14 protein-coding genes are annotated in these 17,697 nt (G+C 67.8%); 5 read left to right on the forward strand and 9 right to left on the reverse strand.

The features are described 5' to 3' along the window. Window positions 1–6: 6 nt before the first annotated feature. The 6 genes from AC6CHL_RS13370 to AC6CHL_RS13395 are packed head-to-tail and all read right to left on the reverse strand — an operon-like array spanning window position 7 to window position 8,866. Window positions 7–1,110, reverse strand: coding sequence for a sugar kinase (locus AC6CHL_RS13370; protein ID WP_498294771.1), 1,104 nt, complete (start codon window positions 1,108–1,110; stop codon window positions 7–9). Then, window positions 1,107–2,288 carry a GDSL-type esterase/lipase family protein gene (locus AC6CHL_RS13375; protein WP_448132844.1) on the reverse strand — a complete coding sequence of 394 codons (1,182 nt, stop codon included), beginning with the start codon at window positions 2,286–2,288 and terminating at the stop codon, window positions 1,107–1,109. Before AC6CHL_RS13375 ends, AC6CHL_RS13370 begins: the two co-directional genes overlap by 4 nt. A 35-nt stretch (window positions 2,289–2,323) precedes the next feature. Beyond that, entirely contained in the window at window positions 2,324–3,079 is a 756-nt protein-coding gene (locus tag AC6CHL_RS13380; protein WP_314402652.1) for an SDR family NAD(P)-dependent oxidoreductase, read from the reverse strand. A 41-nt stretch (window positions 3,080–3,120) separates the two neighbouring features. Next, a complete protein-coding gene (locus AC6CHL_RS13385; protein ID WP_038690999.1) occupies window positions 3,121–4,413 on the reverse strand; it encodes an MFS transporter in 1,293 nt (430 codons plus the stop codon). Continuing rightward, window positions 4,410–6,644 (reverse strand): oligoalginate lyase, encoded by a 2,235-nt coding sequence (locus AC6CHL_RS13390; protein ID WP_498294773.1) that lies wholly within the window; start codon window positions 6,642–6,644, stop codon window positions 4,410–4,412. Before AC6CHL_RS13390 ends, AC6CHL_RS13385 begins: the two co-directional genes overlap by 4 nt. Further along, window positions 6,641–8,866, reverse strand: a complete 2,226-nt coding sequence (locus AC6CHL_RS13395; protein WP_498294774.1) for a polysaccharide lyase 6 family protein — start codon at window positions 8,864–8,866, stop codon at window positions 6,641–6,643. The genes AC6CHL_RS13390 and AC6CHL_RS13395 overlap by 4 nt, the downstream gene beginning before the upstream one ends. Before the next feature lie 281 nt (window positions 8,867–9,147). Here AC6CHL_RS13395 and AC6CHL_RS13400 point away from each other — a divergent pair, with 281 nt between their 5' ends. Together AC6CHL_RS13400 and AC6CHL_RS13405 are read left to right on the forward strand one after the other, a co-directional pair. Continuing rightward, the gene (locus AC6CHL_RS13400; RefSeq protein WP_447591478.1) at window positions 9,148–12,030 is read left to right on the forward strand and encodes a TonB-dependent receptor; all 2,883 of its coding nucleotides are present in this window, start codon (window positions 9,148–9,150) and stop codon (window positions 12,028–12,030) included. A 90-nt stretch (window positions 12,031–12,120) separates the two neighbouring features. Beyond that, a complete protein-coding gene (locus AC6CHL_RS13405; protein WP_038692607.1) occupies window positions 12,121–12,864 on the forward strand; it encodes a FadR/GntR family transcriptional regulator in 744 nt (247 codons plus the stop codon). Window positions 12,865–12,885: 21 nt separating this feature from the next. On the opposite strand, the gene AC6CHL_RS13410 is transcribed toward AC6CHL_RS13405, so the two are convergent. Beyond that, entirely contained in the window at window positions 12,886–13,275 is a 390-nt protein-coding gene (locus AC6CHL_RS13410) for a DUF6165 family protein (protein ID WP_038690995.1), read from the reverse strand. A gap of 190 nt (window positions 13,276–13,465) precedes the next feature. Here AC6CHL_RS13410 and AC6CHL_RS13415 point away from each other — a divergent pair, with 190 nt between their 5' ends. Then, entirely contained in the window at window positions 13,466–14,155 is a 690-nt protein-coding gene (locus AC6CHL_RS13415; RefSeq protein WP_051599014.1) for a TorF family putative porin, read from the forward strand. 201 nt (window positions 14,156–14,356) lie between these two features. On the opposite strand, the gene AC6CHL_RS13420 is transcribed toward AC6CHL_RS13415, so the two are convergent. Beyond that, entirely contained in the window at window positions 14,357–15,532 is a 1,176-nt protein-coding gene (locus tag AC6CHL_RS13420; RefSeq protein WP_498294777.1) for an MFS transporter, read from the reverse strand. Between the two features lie 112 nt (window positions 15,533–15,644). Here AC6CHL_RS13420 and AC6CHL_RS13425 point away from each other — a divergent pair, with 112 nt between their 5' ends. Continuing rightward, entirely contained in the window at window positions 15,645–16,571 is a 927-nt protein-coding gene (locus tag AC6CHL_RS13425) for a LysR family transcriptional regulator (RefSeq protein ID WP_141058127.1), read from the forward strand. Here the strand turns inward: AC6CHL_RS13425 and AC6CHL_RS13430 are convergent. After that, the gene (locus AC6CHL_RS13430) at window positions 16,546–17,016 is read right to left on the reverse strand and encodes a YehS family protein (RefSeq protein ID WP_038690991.1); all 471 of its coding nucleotides are present in this window, start codon (window positions 17,014–17,016) and stop codon (window positions 16,546–16,548) included. The genes AC6CHL_RS13425 and AC6CHL_RS13430 overlap by 26 nt on opposite strands. 102 nt (window positions 17,017–17,118) lie before the next feature. On the opposite strand from AC6CHL_RS13430, the gene AC6CHL_RS13435 reads away from it, so the two are divergent. Next, window positions 17,119–17,658 (forward strand): hypothetical protein, encoded by a 540-nt coding sequence (locus AC6CHL_RS13435; protein ID WP_498294780.1) that lies wholly within the window; start codon window positions 17,119–17,121, stop codon window positions 17,656–17,658. Window positions 17,659–17,697 lie beyond the last annotated feature (39 nt).

A 17,697-nucleotide genomic window follows, 5' to 3' on the forward strand; every position in this document is an offset into this window, starting at 1 on the left:
AACGGGTCAGCGCTTGGCCGCCGCCGCATCCCCGCGCGCCACCGCTTCCACTTCCTCCAGGCTGGTGCACGCGGTGTCGCCCGGCGTGGACATCGCCAGCGCCCCATGTGCCGCGCCCAGTTCCACGGCCACCTGCTCGCCCTTGCCGGCCAGCAGCGCATGCACCACGCCGGCCACGAACGCATCGCCGCCGCCCACCCGGTCCAGCAGGTCCACCTCGCGCCGGCGCGACACGAACAGCATGTCGCGCGTGCGCAGTGCGCCCGCCCAACCGTTGCGTGCCGCGTTGCTGGCGTCGCGCAGGGTGAAGGCCACGGCCTGCAGGTTCGGAAAGCGCTGCAGCGCCCGCTGTGCAGCCGCATCGGCCGGGCCCACGTCCATCGGTGTTTCGCGCTTGCCCAGGTCGGCCAGGTCCATGCCCAGGCACGCCGCGAAGGAATACTCATCGCCCACCAGCAGGGCGCACTCGGCGGCGATGGCGCAGTTGGCGTGGCGCGCCGCGTCCGGGTCGGGGTGGCTGTCCCACAGGCTGGCGCGGTAGTTCAGGTCGTAGGACACCGCCACGCCGTGGCGGCGTGCGGCCTGCGCAGCGGTGATGGCGGTCTGCGCGCTGTGCTCGGACAGCGCGGCGAAGATGCCACCGGTATGCAGCCAGCGGGCGCCGTCGCGGCCGAACACCGCGTCCCAGTCGTATTCGTGCGGCTGCAATTGCGAGGCGGCCGAGTAGGCGCGGTCGGAAATGCCCAGCGGCGCGCGCACGCCGAAGCCGCGCTCGGTGAAGTTCAGGCCCATGCGCGTGTTGCGGCCGATGCCGTCGTAGTCGCGCCAGACGATCTGGCTGGTATCCACGCCACCGGCCTGGATCAGCTGCTGGGCAAGCGCGCCCAGTTCGTTGCGCGGCAACGCGGTGAGCACGCCGCTGCGGTGGCCGAAGGTGCTGCACAGCCCGCGCGCCACGTTGTACTCGCCGCCGCCTTCCCACACGTTGAACTGGCGCGCGTTGCGCACGCGGCCTTCGCCCGGGTCGAAGCGCAGCATCACCTCGCCCAGTGCCAGCGCATCCCAGCGCTGGCCGCTGGAGGCCGCCACCTTGAACTGCTGGCCGCTCATCGTGCCCGGCACCCCAGCAGGCCCAGGTCGATGCCGGCGGCCATGCGCCGGTAGCCTTCATCGTTGGGATGCAGGTGGTCGCGGGTGATGTCCTCGGGCAGGTTTTCGGTGTTGGCCGGGTCGCGCAGGATCGCGTCGAAGTCGATCAGCGCGTCATAGCCGCTGCGGCCGCCGCGCATCCAGGTGTTGAGGGTGGTGCGGGTGGCCGCCGAGGTCGGCTCGTAGCGGTCCGAGCCGCCGAACGGGGTGATGGTGGCGGCGATCGCACCGATGCCGTTGCCGTGCAGGCGCTCGGCGATCTGCCGGTAGCCCAGCACCATGTCCTCGGCATTGCGGCCGGCGGTGGGCGGGGTGCCGCCGTCGTGGCGGATGTCGTTGATGCCTTCGAACACGATGACCTTGCTGACGTTCGGCAGCGCGATCACGTCGCGGTCCAGCCGCGCCAGCGCGCTGTGGCTGCGGCCGTGGTCCATTACCTTGTTGCCGCTGATACCGGCATTCACCACCACCACCTGGTCCGGGCAGGCCTGCTGCAGGCGGGTGGCCAGCAGCGCCGGCCAGTCGCCGTTGCTGCCGCGCGTGGCGGTGGCGCCTTCGGTGATCGAATCGCCCAGGGCGACCACGACCACGGGCTTGCTGGCACGTTCGGCCAGCACCGCCGACACCACGTTCTGCCGGTAGGCCAGTTTGACCTTGTCGCCCACCTCGGCCAGGCGGCCGTCGGCAATGCGCAGCGCGGTGCGGCGCACCGCCGGTTTGGTGGGCTGCGGGAAGTACACGGTGAGCGATACATCGGCCAGTGCCGGCACCGTCATCGCCACCGGGTCGCTGAGCAGGGCGGCGCCCACCGGCACCACCACTTCGCTGCGACCATTGAAGGTGACCAGCTTGGCCGGGGTGGCCGTGCCGGTGCGTTGGGCCGAGGCGCCGCCGATGGTCAGCGGCGCATCGCCCAGTTCATTGCTGATGCGGAAGCGCAGCGCGGTGGCCGAACTGGCCAGCCGCATGTCCTGGCGCACCGTCTGGTGCGCGAACTGTACCGGCGCCTCCGGGGTGCCGTCCTGGCGGTCCGGTGCGGGTGAGGCGGTCCATGCCGGCACCCACACCTGGGCATGGGCGGGCAGCGCAGCGGCGCTGGTGGCAAGTGCAATCGAAAGTGCAGTGGTCCAGCGCAGCATGGCGGCCCTCCCAGGCGGTCAGCGAAGCAAACGGATCAAGAGAAGTAGGTGCCGCCGTTGACGTCCACGTTGGCACCGGTGATGAAACCGGCGGCATCGGAGGCCAGGTACACGGCGGTGTCGGCTGCTTCCTGCGGGCGGCCCTGGCGGCGCAGCGGGGTGTTGCCGGCCACGGCGGTGCGCACTTCCGGCTTGGTGAATTCATCGTGGAAACGGGTGGCGATCATGCCGCAGCACAGCGCATTGACACGGATCCCGCGCGGGCCCAGTTCCTTGGCCATGGCGCGGGTGAAGGTCATCACCGCGGCCTTGGCGGTGGCATAGATCGCCGCGCCCGGGCCACCGCCATCGCGGCCAGCCTGCGAGGCGAAGTTGACGATCGCTGCGCCCTCGGCCATGTGCGGCACCACCGCGTGGGTGGTCAGGTAGACCGAGCTCATGTTGAGGTCCATCACCTTGTGGAAGAACGCTTCGTCGATCTCGGCCAGCGGGCGGCGCTGCACCATGCCGCCGGCCACGTTCACCAGCACGTCGATGCGCTCACCGAATGCGGCCTGGGTGGCGGCCACCATGCCGGCCACCGCCTTGGCATCGGTCACGTCGGCGCGGTGCACGATGGCGGTGCCACCGGCAGCCTCGATCTGCTTCAGCGTGTCCTGCGCGCTGGCTTCGTCGTTGGCGTAGTTGATGCACACCTTGGCACCGGCGGCGGCCAGCTTGATCGAGATCTCGCGACCGATGTCACGGCCGCCACCGGTGACGATGGCCACCTTGTTGTTGAATTGGGTCATGGAAAACTCCAGTAGTGCGTTGGGGGAAGGAAAGAAGGGGTTCAGCGCGGCTGGGCCGGGCCGTCGAGTTTTTCGACGCGGCCGGTCACCAGCCACAGCGCCAGCAGCGAGGCCGGCACCAGCGCGGCCACCAGGATGAAAATGGGTGCGTAGGACTCGTGGGTCATCGCCGGCACCAGCCAGGTGGTGATCAGCGTGCCGGCCACTGCGGCCATGCCGCCCAGGCCGGCGACCGAGCCGACCGACTTGCCGCTGAAGATGTCGCCGGGCAGGGTCTGGATGTTGCCGATGGCGATCTGGAAGCCGAACAGCACGAAGGCGATCGTCACCACCGCCCACACCGGGTCGGTGGCCAGCACTGCGCCCAGCAACGCCGGGGCCATGATCGCGCCGCCCAGGGTGATCACCACCTTGCGGGCCTTGTCCACGCTCCAGCCGGCGCCGATCAGGCGGCCGGACAACCAGCCGCCACCGAGGCTGCCGATCATCGCGCCCACGTAGGGCACCCAGGCGAAGATGCCGATCTGCTTGATGTCAAAGCCGAACGTGTCGGCCAGGTAGAGCGGCAGCCAGGACACGAACAGCCACCAGATCGGGTCCAGGAAGAACCGCGAAATCAGGATGCCCCAAGTCTGCCGATGGCCCAGCAGCTGGCGCATGCTCGGCACGTACTCGGCCTTGGGCGTGGCCGGCTGTTCGGTCGGTGCATCCAGGATCAACGCGCGTTCGGCCGCGCTCACCCACGGGTGCTTGTCCGGGCCGGCGCGGTAGATGATCAGCCACGGCAGCAACCAGATGAAGCCGATCGCACCGATCAGGATGAACGTGCCGCGCCAGCCCAGCCACAGGAACAGCACTGCGATCAGTGGCGCCGACACGATCGCGCCGATCGACGCGCCCGCGTTGAACACGCCCTGCGCCAAGGCCCGCTCGCGCGCGGGGAACCACTCAGCGTTGGCCTTCACCGCACCCGGCCAGGCGCCGGCCTCGCTGATGCCCAGCATCGCGCGGACCAGGCTGAAGGACAGGATGGAGTGGGTGACCGAGTGCAGCGCGATCGAGATCGACCACACCGCAATGGACAGCGCAAAGCCCAGCCGCGTGCCGATGATGTCGAACAGGCGCCCGAACACGAACTGGCCGGCGGCGTAGAACAGCATGAACACCGTCACCAGCAGTGCGTAGTCTTCCTTGGTGGCGCCCACATCCTTGGAAATCTGCGGCCACATCACCGCCAGGGCGTTGCGGTCGATGTAGTTGATCACCGTGGCAATGGCGATGAGCGCCACGATCAGCCAACGGACGTAGGTACGGGCCTGCGTGGTCACTTTCATTTGCTGTCCTTGCCGGTGCTGCTGTCAAAGCGCTTCCAGCCGCCGTCCCAGCGCCAGCTGTGGCCACCGCCACTCACTTCATGGCTGCCGGCCTTGTCCGGTTCATCGGCAATGCCCACTGCCACCCGCTTGCCACCGGCCAGGTCCAGCACCAGTACGTCGGCATCCTTGCCGCGGTAATGCGCAATGGCATCGATGCGGCTGTTGGCACCGCGCACGGTCTCGGCCGTGCCGTCGTACTGGCCGTGCGGCTCCAGCACGCCATAGAAGGTGGTGGCGGCCTGGCCGTCCACACGCTGCAGCAGCATCGGTTCGCGGCGCAGGTTGAACGACGGGTCATTGGCCCCGCTCTCGCCGATCAGCGCCCGCGATGGCGCGGTACTGGCGAAACGGTAGGTGTAGAAGCGCCCGTCCAGCAGCCAGGTCAGGCTGCGCGCCTCGCTGCTGGGCTCGCTGGAGGCATCCACCCACACGTGCTGGTAGCCGTTGGCCTTGCCCAGCACCGGGCGGCTGGCCACCGCCGACTGGCTCTTGAAGCCCACATCCATGATGTGGCCGTTGAAGTGCAGCGGCAGGTCGTAGCGTGCCGCCTTGCTGCCATTGACGCGCAGCAGGTCCAGCACCACCGGCTCGCCCAGCGAGGGGTGGGCCAGCAGCAGCTGGGTGCGGGTGAAGCTCACCCCGTCGTAGGCGCTGTCCATGCGTGCCGAGGCAATCTGGGTGTCGTCGCGGGTCGCGAACAGCAGCGGCGTCGGGGCCAGCGGCTGGCCCTTCTTCCAGTCGCCGCCGAAGTGGCTCTGCTCGTTCACCACCAGCGTGTTGTGCGCGATGGTCTGGCGTGCCCAGCTGTTGTTCTCGGGCAGGTAGATGCCGCCGGCCTTGGCCTCGATGTTGAGGAAGCGCGCCGCGCCGTAGTCGGTCACCACGCGCTGGCCGTTGTCGTAGAACAGCCAGTTGAGCTTGTCGAAGTGGCCGTGGCCCATGCCCTGCTTGGTGTTCTTCATCACCAGTGCCTGGCCGTTCTCACCGCCCATGCGCAGGATCGCCAGCGCCCCTTCGGTGCCGTCCGGGCCATCGCGCAGCAGCGTGGGCACGAACGCGAACGGCGTGGCCTTGTCCTGTGCCAGCGCCTGGGCCACCTGCAGGCCCTCGGGCGACAGCAGCACGCGCTTCTGCGCCTTGGCCACCGACAACAGGCGCGCATCGGTGGTGCGCGCGTAGGCGATGTCGATGCCGGCCACCAGCTCTTCGGTGTCCAGGCCCTTGTCCAGGATCGCGTCGTTGATCGGGAAGAAGTAGCCGCCGTAGCTGCTCTGCACCAGGGCATCCACCGCTTTGAGCAGCACGCCGTCGCGGCGCTTGAAGATGCCCTGCTGCGGGTCGTTGCGCTCGATCGCATTGGCGAACAGGATGAACGGTGCCAGTGCATAGCGCTGGTAGTAGGGGCCTTCCTCGTAATAGCCATCAGGCGAGAACAGCTGGTCCACCTGCTTCAGGAATCCGGCGCTGCCATCGCGCTTGCTGCCCCTCAACGCCTTGTCCACATAGGTGGGGTCGCGCAGCACGTAACCGGTCATGCCCACCGCCGCCACCGCCCAGGTGGCGTGGTTGTGGATCTTGTCGAAGTTTTCCGGCGTACCGCTCAGGAAGTCGGCCATCGGCCGGAACACGTTGTCGTCGATGGTCTTTCGGTCCGCGGCGCTCAGGCTGTCGCGGATCGCGTCGTAGCCCTGCACCGCGCTCACCAGCCACACCGAGTCGTTGAGCGTCTGCCAGAACAGCCGGCCGGGAATCTGGCCGCGCCCCTGCGGGTGGGCGCCCAGCCCGGGGTACAGCTTGGCGTAGCCCAGCAGCAGGTCGCGTGCGTAATCGGCATAGACCTTGTCGCCGGTCAGCCGGTACAGCGCACCGGCGGCCTGGATGGCCTGGTAATTGCGCTTGTGCTGCTCGTGGGTGTAACCCCCGCCCTTGTCCTTGGGCACCGGCACATCGATGCCGGCCTTGATCATGCCGCGCACCAGGCGTTCGGCGCGCTGCTGTTCCTTGGTGAACACCGGGTAGCGGGTGCCGTCGCTGCGCATCTGCTGCCACTGCGCGGCGGTCACCAGTACCGGCGCGCTGCCTGCGCTGGTCGGTTGTTGGGTGGCGGCCGGTGCGGCGGCAACGGCGGGCAGTGCAGCGGCGCTGAAGGACGCGGCCAGCAGCAGCATCAAGGGCGTGGAACGCGTCATGGCAGGGTCTCGGCTGGAGTATCAGACTGCATTGCCGCCGTGGCGGTAAGCACGTTGTTGCGCACGCGCAGGTGGGGCTCGCCCACGCGGTGGCTGAAGCGCACGCGGCCGCTGTGCGCGAACTGGTTGTCCACCAGCGTGGCCTGCTGCACGCCCTGCAGGCGCAGGCTGGTGTCATCGGCCACGCCCACCTGCTGCAGCTGGTTGCCCTGCAACAGCAGCGACGGCCCGAAGGTGCTCTCGTCGGTGCCGCCGCGGTACAGGTTCAGCAGCGGCCCGCCGATGCGGGTGAAGTGCGAATCCACAATCTCCACCTGCTCGGCGTTGTAGGTGCCCAGGTCGTCGGTCTCGGCGGCGGCGGCAATCACGCTGCCGCTGATGTCGTCCACCGTGGTGTTGCGCAGTGTGATGCGCGCGGCCAGGCTGCCTTTGCCGGCGTTGACCACGTCGAAGGCCTTGTTGGCGGTCAGCCCGTGGATACGGCTGTCTTCAATATGCAGGGTGTAGTTGAACGCCTGGCTGCCCGGGGCGATGCGCACCACCGCGTTGCCGGCGGCATCGGGCGCCAGGGCGCCATCGATGTCCAGCCGCGACAGCTTCAACGCACCGCCCGCGCGGATCTCGAACAGGCTGGGGCGGGTGAACTGCAGGCGGGCCTGGCCACGCGCCGGCCCGATCACGCTCAGCGGGTGGTCCACGCCCAGCACCTGGTCCACCCGGTACTGGCCGCGTTGCAGCTGCAGGCGGTCGCCCGGGGCGCTGGCTGCAATGGCGCGGGTGAGGGTGTCTTCGCCCGGGGCCACCTTGCGCACGCTGCCGCTGTCCAGCGCCACCGTGCTCAGTTCCTTCGGGTACCACGCCACGCCCACCTGGTCGCGGGCGATCGGTGCCAGGTCGCGCGGGGCGCCTGCGGCCACCGTTTCCACCGGGTACTGCAGGCCGTTGGCCGCGCGCTGCAGGGTGACCTGGCGCGCGCTTACACCGGCCGGGAAGCCGGGCGACACGGTGGGGCTCTGCACGTTGCCGCTGAAGGCAATGCCGCCCAAGTCGCCCTGGCTGCGCAACAGTGGGTTCTTGCCATCACCGATGAACAGGTTGCCGGCCATGCGGCTGTTCACCGGCATGGCGTTGCGCTCATCGTCCAGCCCCGCGCCCAGGAACAGCTGGCGCACATTGATGAAGCTGTTGCGCTCGATCACCGCGTCGTCCACCTGCTCATAGCGGTTCAGTGGCGCGTCGCGCGTGCCGGCCATCACCGCCAGCGCGGCGGCGAAGTTGTCGCCGGCGATGTTCTCGAAATAATTGTCGCGCACGATCTGGTGGCGGTTGATCACCCGCACGCCGCCGGTGTGGGCCTTGTTGTTGCCCAGGAACACATTGCGCTCCACCACGTTGCCGTGGCCATGGCGCAACACCATCGACCCGCGCGATTCAAAGAACACGTTGCCGCGGTACAGGTTGCCGCCGGACTTGTTGGACACGATCTCCACTTCACCGTCGCAGTGTTCGAACCAGTTGTTCTCCACCACCGTATTCGCGTTGGACTGCGAGTCGGTGCTGGTACCCACGCGGATGGTCTCGCCGCCGTTGCTACCCAGGTTGGGGCGCGGGCCGAACCAGTTGTGGTCGATGCGGTGGCGGTTGTCCAACCCGCTGGTGGCGTTGCGCACCACCACCAGGGTGGTGCCGGCGTTGGTCTTGCCCACCAGCTGGTTGTGGTCGAAGCGGTTGTGCTGGCCGTACATGCCCACCCAGTTGTCCGACTGCTGGCGGTCCGGCTTGTTGTAGCCGTCGATCACCACCCCGGTCACCCGGCTGTGGGTGGCCCATTCCTTGGACGAGGCGCGGAAGGACACCACTTCGCTGCCCGGCGCCCAGCCATCGCGGAACACCAGGTTGGACACCTCCAGGTAGCTGCCGGCCAGCCGCAGCTGCGACTGGCCGCTGAGGATCACCTTGCCAGGGGTCTGCGCCGTCAACTTAATTGGTTGACCAATTGTGCCGGTGCCGCGCAGAAGCAGGTCGGTATCGCGCCACACACCGTCGGCCAGGATCACCTTATCGCCGGGTTGCAGGTTCTTGGCCACCTGCGCATAGGCGGCAGCGTCGTGGACCAGGTGATCGGCGGCGAAGGCGGGCAGGGCGCCCAACAACAGGCCCGTGGCCAATGCCGCAGCAAGCGGGCGCAGCGCCCATGGCGCATGCGAATGGTGCAAAGTCACAGGCTTACCCTCCCAGATCAACCGTGGCGTCCAACGCGAGTCCGGATCGTAACAGGTCGGGCGCAGCGCGCGTCAACCACAATCGCATACCACTTTAGGTGCATGTGGTAGGCCGGTTGCGCATATTTCTGCTGCATCCGCACATTAAATTCGCCCAAAGTGGTCTAGTCGGATCACAGGGGTAGACTTTAGTACCAATTCATTGACATTGGTCCAGCAACCGTGAATTGTCCGGATCGAATCCGTGTAATCGGACGATCCATCCTGGGAGGGAGATCACGATGTTGCATGACCGCCGTACGGCCTCGCCACGAGGCCTCCGCCGCACCGCGCTGCATGGCGCGCTGTTGTATGCCCTGTCTGTCACCGCGGCCGTGCCGCTGGTGTACGCACAGGAGGCTGAATCACCGCCCGCGCAGGCCACCACCCTGGACCAGGTCCAGGTCACCGGTGTGCGCGGCACCATCCAGACCTCGATCGACAAGAAGCGCGAAGAGACCGTGGTGTCCGACGTGCTCGCTGCCGAGGACATCGGCGACCTGCCGGCCCTGTCCATCGGCGAGGCCATCGAAACCATCACCGGTGCCTCCACCCATCGCGAGAAGGGCGGGGCGTCGGAAATCTCCATCCGTGGCCTGGGCCCGTTCCTGGGCTCGTCCACCTTCAACGGCCGCGAAGCCACCAACGGCAGCGGCGACCGCTCGGTGAACTTCAACCAGTTCCCGTCCGAACTGATCAACAGCGTGGCCATCTACAAGACCCAGCGCGCCGACTTCGTCGAAGGCGGCGTGGCCGGCACCGTGAACATGGAAACGGTCAAGCCGCTCGAATACGGCAAGCGCACCATCCAGGTGGACGGCCGCGGCACCTGGCAGGACTACGACGACCGCCTCAAGGACAAGGACGGCGTGGGCTGGCGTGGTACCGCCAGCTACATCGACCAGTTCGACATGGGCGGGGCCGGCAAGCTCGGCGTCTCGGTGGGCGTGCAGGCCCTGCAGGGCAGCAACCCGGAAGAAATGTTCTCCAGCAGCTCCACGTGGGTGGCCTGCGACGGCCGTGAAACCGTGGGCGCCACCCGCAACTGCACGCAGGTCAACGGCAACCAGGTCGCCAACGGCGTGCCCTATTACCTGGTGCCCAGCAGCCGCATCTACCGCCAGTTCATCGAACACGACAAGCGCGACTCACAGTTTGCCGCGCTGCAGTGGCGCCCCAACGACACGGTGGAAGTGAACTTCGATTACCAGCATTCCAAGCGCGACTACACCGAAGACCGCTCGGACCTGTCGCTGTCGTCGATGATGCGCAACCTCAACAACCGCGTGGTCACCGACGACGGCGCGCTGCTGCACCACACCGGCAGCACCACCATCGACTCCACCGGCAACTTCCTGGAGCGCAAGGAGGAATACACCGGCGGCGGCTTCAACGTCATCTTCCGGCCCACCCCGGCCTGGACGCTGTCCACCGACCTGTCCTACTCCAACACCCAGCGCGACCAGATCGAGCGTTCCACCCGCCTGCGCGCCGGCCGTACCGACGTCAACGGCAACCCGGTGGGCGGCATCAAGAACACCCGCTACGTCGATTACACCTACGACTACAGCGGCGACGTGCCCAGCATCTATCTGGATCCGGCGTTCGACGTGAACAACCCGGACAACTACACCGATTCGGCGCTGATCCGCCGCCGCCAGCAGAGCCGCGAGCACACCATCCGCGCGCAGCGCTTCGATGCAGCGTTCACCCCGGAAAGCGGCTTCTTCACCGCCATCAAGGGCGGCGTGCGCCATTCCGAAGCCACCTACACCGACTTCACCAACACCCGCGACATCACCACCACCAATGTCGCCGCCATCCGCGCGGCCAACCGCGCCTGCCGCCAGGAATTCCCGCAGAAGGATTTCCTGGCCAACGCCAGCGGCAACACCATCGACCAGTGGGCCAGCTTCGACAGCCGCTGCCTGTTCAACGCCTTCACCGGCGTGGACGACACCGGCCTGAGCGCCGACCTGCGCGACCCGGCCAACAACGATGTCACCGAGAAAACCAACGCCCTCTACCTGATGGGCGACTACAGCAGCGAGTGGTTCGGCTTGCCGGTCACCGGCAACATCGGCGTGCGCGGCGTGCGTACCGACGTGCGCTCGGTGGGCCTGCGCAGCGGCCTGGATGTCATCAACAACCCCGATGGCAGCGTGACCCTGCGCCCCACCGGCGACTTCACCCGGCAGATCCTCAAGTCCAGCAACACCGAATGGCTGCCCAGCTTCAACGCCGCCTTCGAACTGCACCCGGACCTGCTGCTGCGCGTGGGTGCCTACCGCGCCATGTCGCGCCCCGACCTGGCCGCCGAAGGCTTTGGCCGCAGCTTCACCCTGGACGAGGCCGATACCGATTTCCGCACGGTGGCCGAGGCGCTGGGCAACATCACCGCTACCGGCAACCCGCGCGCCAAGCCGCTGATGTCCTGGAACGCCGACGTCTCGCTGGAGTGGTATGCCAACGCCGATTCCATGCTGTCCACGGCGATCTACTACAAGCAGTTCAACGGCGGCTCGGTACCGGTGGTGGTGGGCGAAACCTTCGACATCGACGGCCAGAGCGTCACCGTGCCGGTGGAGCAGCTGGCCACCAGCGACCAGAAAAGCGACCTGATCGGCTTCGAGCTCACCGGCTCGCACAGCTTCAGCTACCTGCCGGGCATCTTCTCCGGGCTGGGCGTGAAGGCCAGCTACAACTACGCCCATTCCAACTTCAAGACCGAAGACCTGCGCTTGGGCGAGTCCACCGACCCCATCACCGGCGTCTTCACGCCCGGGATCGTCGAGCCGGCCAACATCTTCGGCCTGTCCAAGCACGTGGCCTCGGCCCAGGTGTATTGGGGCCTGGGCAAGCTGGACCTGCAGGCCATCTACAAATACCGCTCGGATTATTACCAGCAGTTCGTCGGCGACCCGTCGCAGAACCGTTACGTGCGCGACAATGGCTCGCTCGACTTCCGCGCCACCTACAAAGTGAACAAGCACTTGTCGCTGTCGTTGTCGGCCAGCAACCTCACCGACGAGCCGCGGGTGTCGGATATGCCCATCCTGGGCAGCTTCCGCGAGTACACCACCTACGGGCGGCGCTATTATCTCGGGGTGCGCTACCGCTTCTGAGGTCAGTGGCGCGGTTTTCCCAACCGCGCCGCTCTCTGAGGGCGCGGGTCGCATGATGGTCCCCAGCCACCGTACAGCCAGGTCTTGATGATGTCCGAACCCCGTCTCTACCAGTCCATTGCCGCCGAAATCGTCGCGCTGATCGAGAAGGGCGAATTCCCGCCGGGCTCGCGCCTGCCCGGCGAACGCGACCTGGCCGAACGCCTCGGCGTCAGCCGGGTGACCGTGCGCGAGGCGGAAATCGCGCTGGAAGCGCAGGGGCTGATCACCATCAAGACCGGCTCGGGCGTATATGTGAAGGCGCGCCCGTCGCAGGCCCCCGGCGCGCTGCCGGACGTGTCTGCCTTCGACCTCACCGCCGCCCGTGCGGTGATCGAGGCCGAAGCGGCGGCCATGGCCGCCAGCCGCATCACCGACGCCGAATTGCAGGACCTGGCCGGCCTGATCGCCGCCATGGTCGACCCGGCCTCGGGCGAGGCCGCCGCCAGCGAAGCCGACCGCCAGTTCCATCTGTCCATTGCCCGCATTGCCGGCAACCCGGTGGTGGAGCACTGCGTGCAGCTGATCTGGCGCATGCGCAACGAACTGCCGCGGGTGAAGCAGGTGTATGCCAACGTCTGCCACAACGACGACGACACCCGCGACGAAGAGCACACCGCCATCCTGGACGCCCTGCGCCAGCGCGACCCGGCTGCCGCACGGCTGGCCATGCGCAACCACTTCCAGCGCCTGTTCGAATCCATGCTGGAAGCCACCGAAAACGAAGCGCTGGCCGAAATCCGCCGGCGCACCCAGCAGGACCGCGAACGCTTCATGGCCGCCACCGGGCACTGAACCCGGCGCGGGCGGGGCGGGTTACTCGCCCTGGTACTGCTTTTCTTCCACCAGCTGCGAACCGGCCACGCGGTTGATCTCGTTCTTCACCTTCACCCGCTCGCCGTTGGTGCCGTACACCCCACGCGCCAGCTGGATGAACGCATCGTCGAACTCCTGCGCCGCTTCCTTGTCGCGCAGCTGGTCCTGGATGTCCCACATGCGCACGTTGATCGCCTTGAGCTGATCCTTCAGGGCATCCAGCCCCGGCTGGCTGGCCAGCTGCTGCTGCCACAATGGCCACAGGCCATCGAGTTCCTTGCGGACGTTGGCGTTCTTGCCGGCATCGCTGATGCGCTCGGCCTTGATTTCCAGAATGGTGATCTTGTCGATCAGCTCGCCAATCGATACCGGGGTCAGGATCGCGTCCACGCCATTACTCGCAACAGGTCAGAGCAGCCATGATAGCGCGGCCCCTGTGCGGCATCGTGGACGCAGGATTTACGCTGATTTTGCGCCGGCACCGCCGCCGCGGCATGGCGGCTTTACGGCCCCAACAGGAACACTGCCCACCTCGACGGCGCCGCCGTCCGATGGAGTGCTTACCGTGGTGGTTGAACAGATGAAAGGGCGCATCGTGCGCCGCTGCAGCGTGCTGCTGCTGGGCCTGGCGATGAGTGGTGCGGCGGCGGCCGCGGTGGAGGGCAACGCAACGCTCACCACCGATTACGTCTGGCGCGGCAGCTCGCAGAGCGACGGCGACCCGGCCGCGCAGGCCGGCGTCAAACTTGGCAGCGAGCGCGGCTGGTATGCCTCGGTATGGGGCTCGGGCGTGTCGTTCCAGCCCGACAACGGCGCACGCAGCGAGTTCGACGTGGTGGCCGGGTGGAGCGGGGCGCTGGGCCAGGACTGGGCGCTGGACGTCAACCTTACCCGCTACCTCTATCCGTCCAGCAACGTGGACCTGAACTGGACCGAGCTCAACAGCACCCTCACCTGGCAGCAGCGCTACTGGCTGCAGGTAGGCGTGTCCGACGACGCGCTGGCCGGCGGCCACACCGGCACCTACGCCCAACTGGGCGCCCGCCTGCCGCTGGGCGAGCAGTGGCGGCTGGAAGCGGCGGTGGGCCATTACTGGCTGGCCAGCGCGCAGGCCGACGACTACCTGCACGGCCAGCTCAGCGCCGTCTGGAAGGTCCACGGCCCGTGGGAACTGCGCCTCACCGCGCACGACACCGACACCGCCGCCAAACGCCTGTTCCCCGGCAACGCCGGCTCCCGCGTCGAATTCGCGGTACAAACCGCGTTCTAACGGAGCGCCCACCCACCCCGTGCGGTATTCCTACCGCCGGGCACACACCCCATCCGGTAGAGCCGACCGTTGGTCGGCTGCCCCCGGCGGCACGCAATGCAGCCGACCAACGGTCGGCTCTACCGGGCGGCACGCAAATGCAGCCGACCAACGGTCGGCTCTACCGGGCGGCGCGCAAATGCAGCCGACCAACGGTCGGCTCTACCGGCGCACCACCGCCACCGCCCACACCGCCATCGCCACCGCGGCCACGCCCGCGCCGGTCACGCACACCCCGGTCCACCCGAACGCGCCATACACCTGCGCCGACACCAGCGACCCCAACGACCCGCCAATGAAATACCCGGTCATGTACCCCGCATTGAGCCGGTTGCGCGCCTCCGGCCGCAGCGCGAACACCACGTTCTGGTTGCTCACGTGCAGCAGCTGCGCCGCCAGGTCCAGCACCAGCACGCCCACCACCAGTGCCACCAGCGACTGCGTTGAAAAGCCCAGCGGCAACCACGACGCCGCCAGCAGCACCAGCGCCAGTGTCGTCGCCAACGCCGCCTTGCCCCGGTCCGCCATCCGCCCCGCCACCCCGGCGGCGAGCGTGCCCGCCGCGCCCACCAGCCCGAACAGCCCGATCGTCGCATCGCTGTAGTGGTACGGCGCGCCCGCCAGCAGGAAGGCCAGCGGCGTCCAGAACATCGCGAACATCGCAAAGCTCAACGCCCCCAGCAGCGTGCGCAGCCGGAACACCGGCTCCTGCGCGAACAGCGTGCCGATCGAGCGCAGCAACGCCCCGTAACTCAAGCCCGCGTGCTGGTAGAAACGCGGCAACGTGCGATACAGCACCCACGTGGTCAGCACCAGCGTGCCCGCCGCCATCCAGTACACCCAGCGCCAGTCGCCCAGCGACGACAACGCCCCGGCTACCGTGCGCGCCAGCAGAATGCCCAGCAGCAGCCCGCTCATCACCGTGCCCACCACCCGGCCACGCTCTTCCGGCCGCGCCAGCGTGGCTGCAAACGGCACCAGCACCTGCGCCACCACCGAAAACAGCCCGGTAATCGCCGTACCCACCAGCAGCCACGCAAACTCATGGCTCAACGCGCTCACCACCAGTCCGGACGCCGACAGCAACGACATCACCACGATCAACCGCCGCCGCTCGAACATGTCGCCCAGCGGCACCAGCAGCACCACGCCCACGCCATAGCTCAACTGCGCCGCCGTCACCAGCGTGCCCGCGCGGCCGAACGACACCCCGAACTCGCCGGCAATGGTGTGCAGCAGCGGCTGCGCGTAGTAGTTGCTGGCCACCGCCACGCCGGTGGCAAAGGCCATCAACAGCACCTGCCAGCGGCTCAACGGGGTGTGTACATCGGCGGTCATAGCGCGTCCAGACTCCAGGGGGACGCCAGTGTCCGCCCACCTGCGCCATGATGGAAATGAATAGTTATCATCCAACGCATCTTAAAAATAGATGCATACCGGAGACCACGGCGTGAACCTCAAACAGCTCGAGTTCTGCGTGGCCTTGGCCGAAGAGCGGAACTTCACCCGCGCCGCCCAGCGCTGCCACGTCGTGCAGTCTGCGCTCAGCCACCAGATCGCCCACCTGGAAGAGGAACTGCAGGCCACCCTGTTCGAACGCCTGCCGCGCCAGGTACGGGTCACCCCGGCCGGCGAAGCGCTGCTCAGCCACGCCCGCCAGGTGCTCGATTCACTGCGGCACATGCGCGAAGACGTGGCCGCCGTGGCCGGCCAGGTGCGCGGCACCCTCACCATCGGCCAGATCACCTCGCTTACCGCCGTGGACCTGGTGGCCTGCCTGGCCGCCTTCCACACCCGCTACCCGCAGGTGGAATTCCGCCTGCGCATGGACAAAAGCGAAGTGCTGATGGAAGACGTGCGCGAGCGCCGCGTCGATGTCGCGCTGGTGGGCCTGTCGCCCGGTACCGCCATCGACGGGGCCTGCCACCGGCTGCTGGCCGAAGAATCCATGGTGGCCGTGCTGCCGCCCAGCCACCCGCTGGCCAGCCGAAAACGCCTGTCGCTGGCCACCCTGGCCGAGCTGCCGCTGGTGGATTTCCAGTACGGCAGTGGCGCCCGCCGGCAGACCGACGAAGCTTTCGCTGCCGCCGGGCTACCGCATCGGGTGCCGTTCGAAATCAACCACATGTCGCTCATCGAGCGCTTCGTCCAGCAGGGGCTGGCGGTGGGCATCGTGCCGGTGGCGATCGCGGCCGGGTTTACCGGCGTGGCCTGCGTGGCCATCCAGGATGCGCCCGTGCGGCGTGTGCATGCGGTGTGGTCGCGGTTGCCCACGCCGGCGGCGCGGGCCTTCATGCAGGAACTGCTGCAGCACGTGGCCCCGCAGGCGGAGCCACGTGCCGGCGTGGGGCTCAGGCGCCGCGCACGCGCAGGGTGAGGCCCTTCAGGAAGTTGCGCAGCAGCTGGTCGCCGCAGGCGCGGTAGTTCTTGTGGTCCGGCTGGCGGAACAGCGCCGACAGCTCCGGCTTGGACACCGGGAAACCGGCCTGCTGGAAGATATCGTGCATGTCCACGTCCTTCAGCTGGAAGGCCACGCGCAGCTTCTTCAGCACCAGGTTGTTGGTGATGCGCTTTTCCACCGGGCGCAGCGGCTGGCTCTCGTCGCGGCCACGGAAGTGCACGATCAACCCGTCCAGGAAGTGCGCCAGGGTGCGATCGTCGCAGGCCACGAAGCCCTCTTCGTCTTCCTTGCGCAGCCAACCGGCCACATCGGCCTTGTCGATCACGAAGGCCGGATCGGCCAGGGCACAGGTGTCGGCGATCATGCCGTCGCTGAGGTCGAGCATGTAGCGGATGCTGCGCAGTACATCGTTGTTGATCATGTGACGTCCAATACCGCCGGCGCGGCTGCGCGGCTGGCCGCCATTTTACCCCCTGCCGGCCTCAGCACCCGGCGCGACCGGCCACGCTGTCATCTGGCTGCCATGAAAGTGCAGCACAGTGCCGCCATCGAGCATCAACAGGCAGTGGAGCAGGCAATGCGCAGGTGGCAGGTTCTGGCGGGTGTGGGCATGGTCTGGCTGGCCGCAACGGCCGCCGCCCAGGCCCCGTATGTGGCAATCGAACAGCGCGTGGACCCGCAGGAACTGGCCCGGGTAGGGCTCAGCCCGGCCCAGCTGCAGACCTTGAACCGCCTGCTGCGCGAGGCCGACGCCCGTACCCCGGCCCCGCCGGTGGCCCCCGCCCCGGTGGTCGCCCCCGGCACGCCCACCCCGGCGCCCATGTTCCCGGGCCTGGACGACGGCCCCATCAACGCCACGGTCACCGGCCAGGTGGACGGCTGGGCCCCGGGCACCGTGTTCACCCTCGACAACGGCCAGCAGTGGCAGGTGCTCAAGGGTGAAATGAAGCTCAAGACCAGCCGCAGCAACCCGGCCATCGTCGTCGTACCGGGCATCGCCGGCCGCTGGTTCCTGCAGGTAGACGAAGACCTGCCCAAGGCCCGCGTCTTCCGCATCCGCTGATCGCCGATCACGTAGAGCCGGGCTCTGCCCGGCTGCTCC

Source organism: Stenotrophomonas sp. GQ19 (assembly GCF_059758695.1).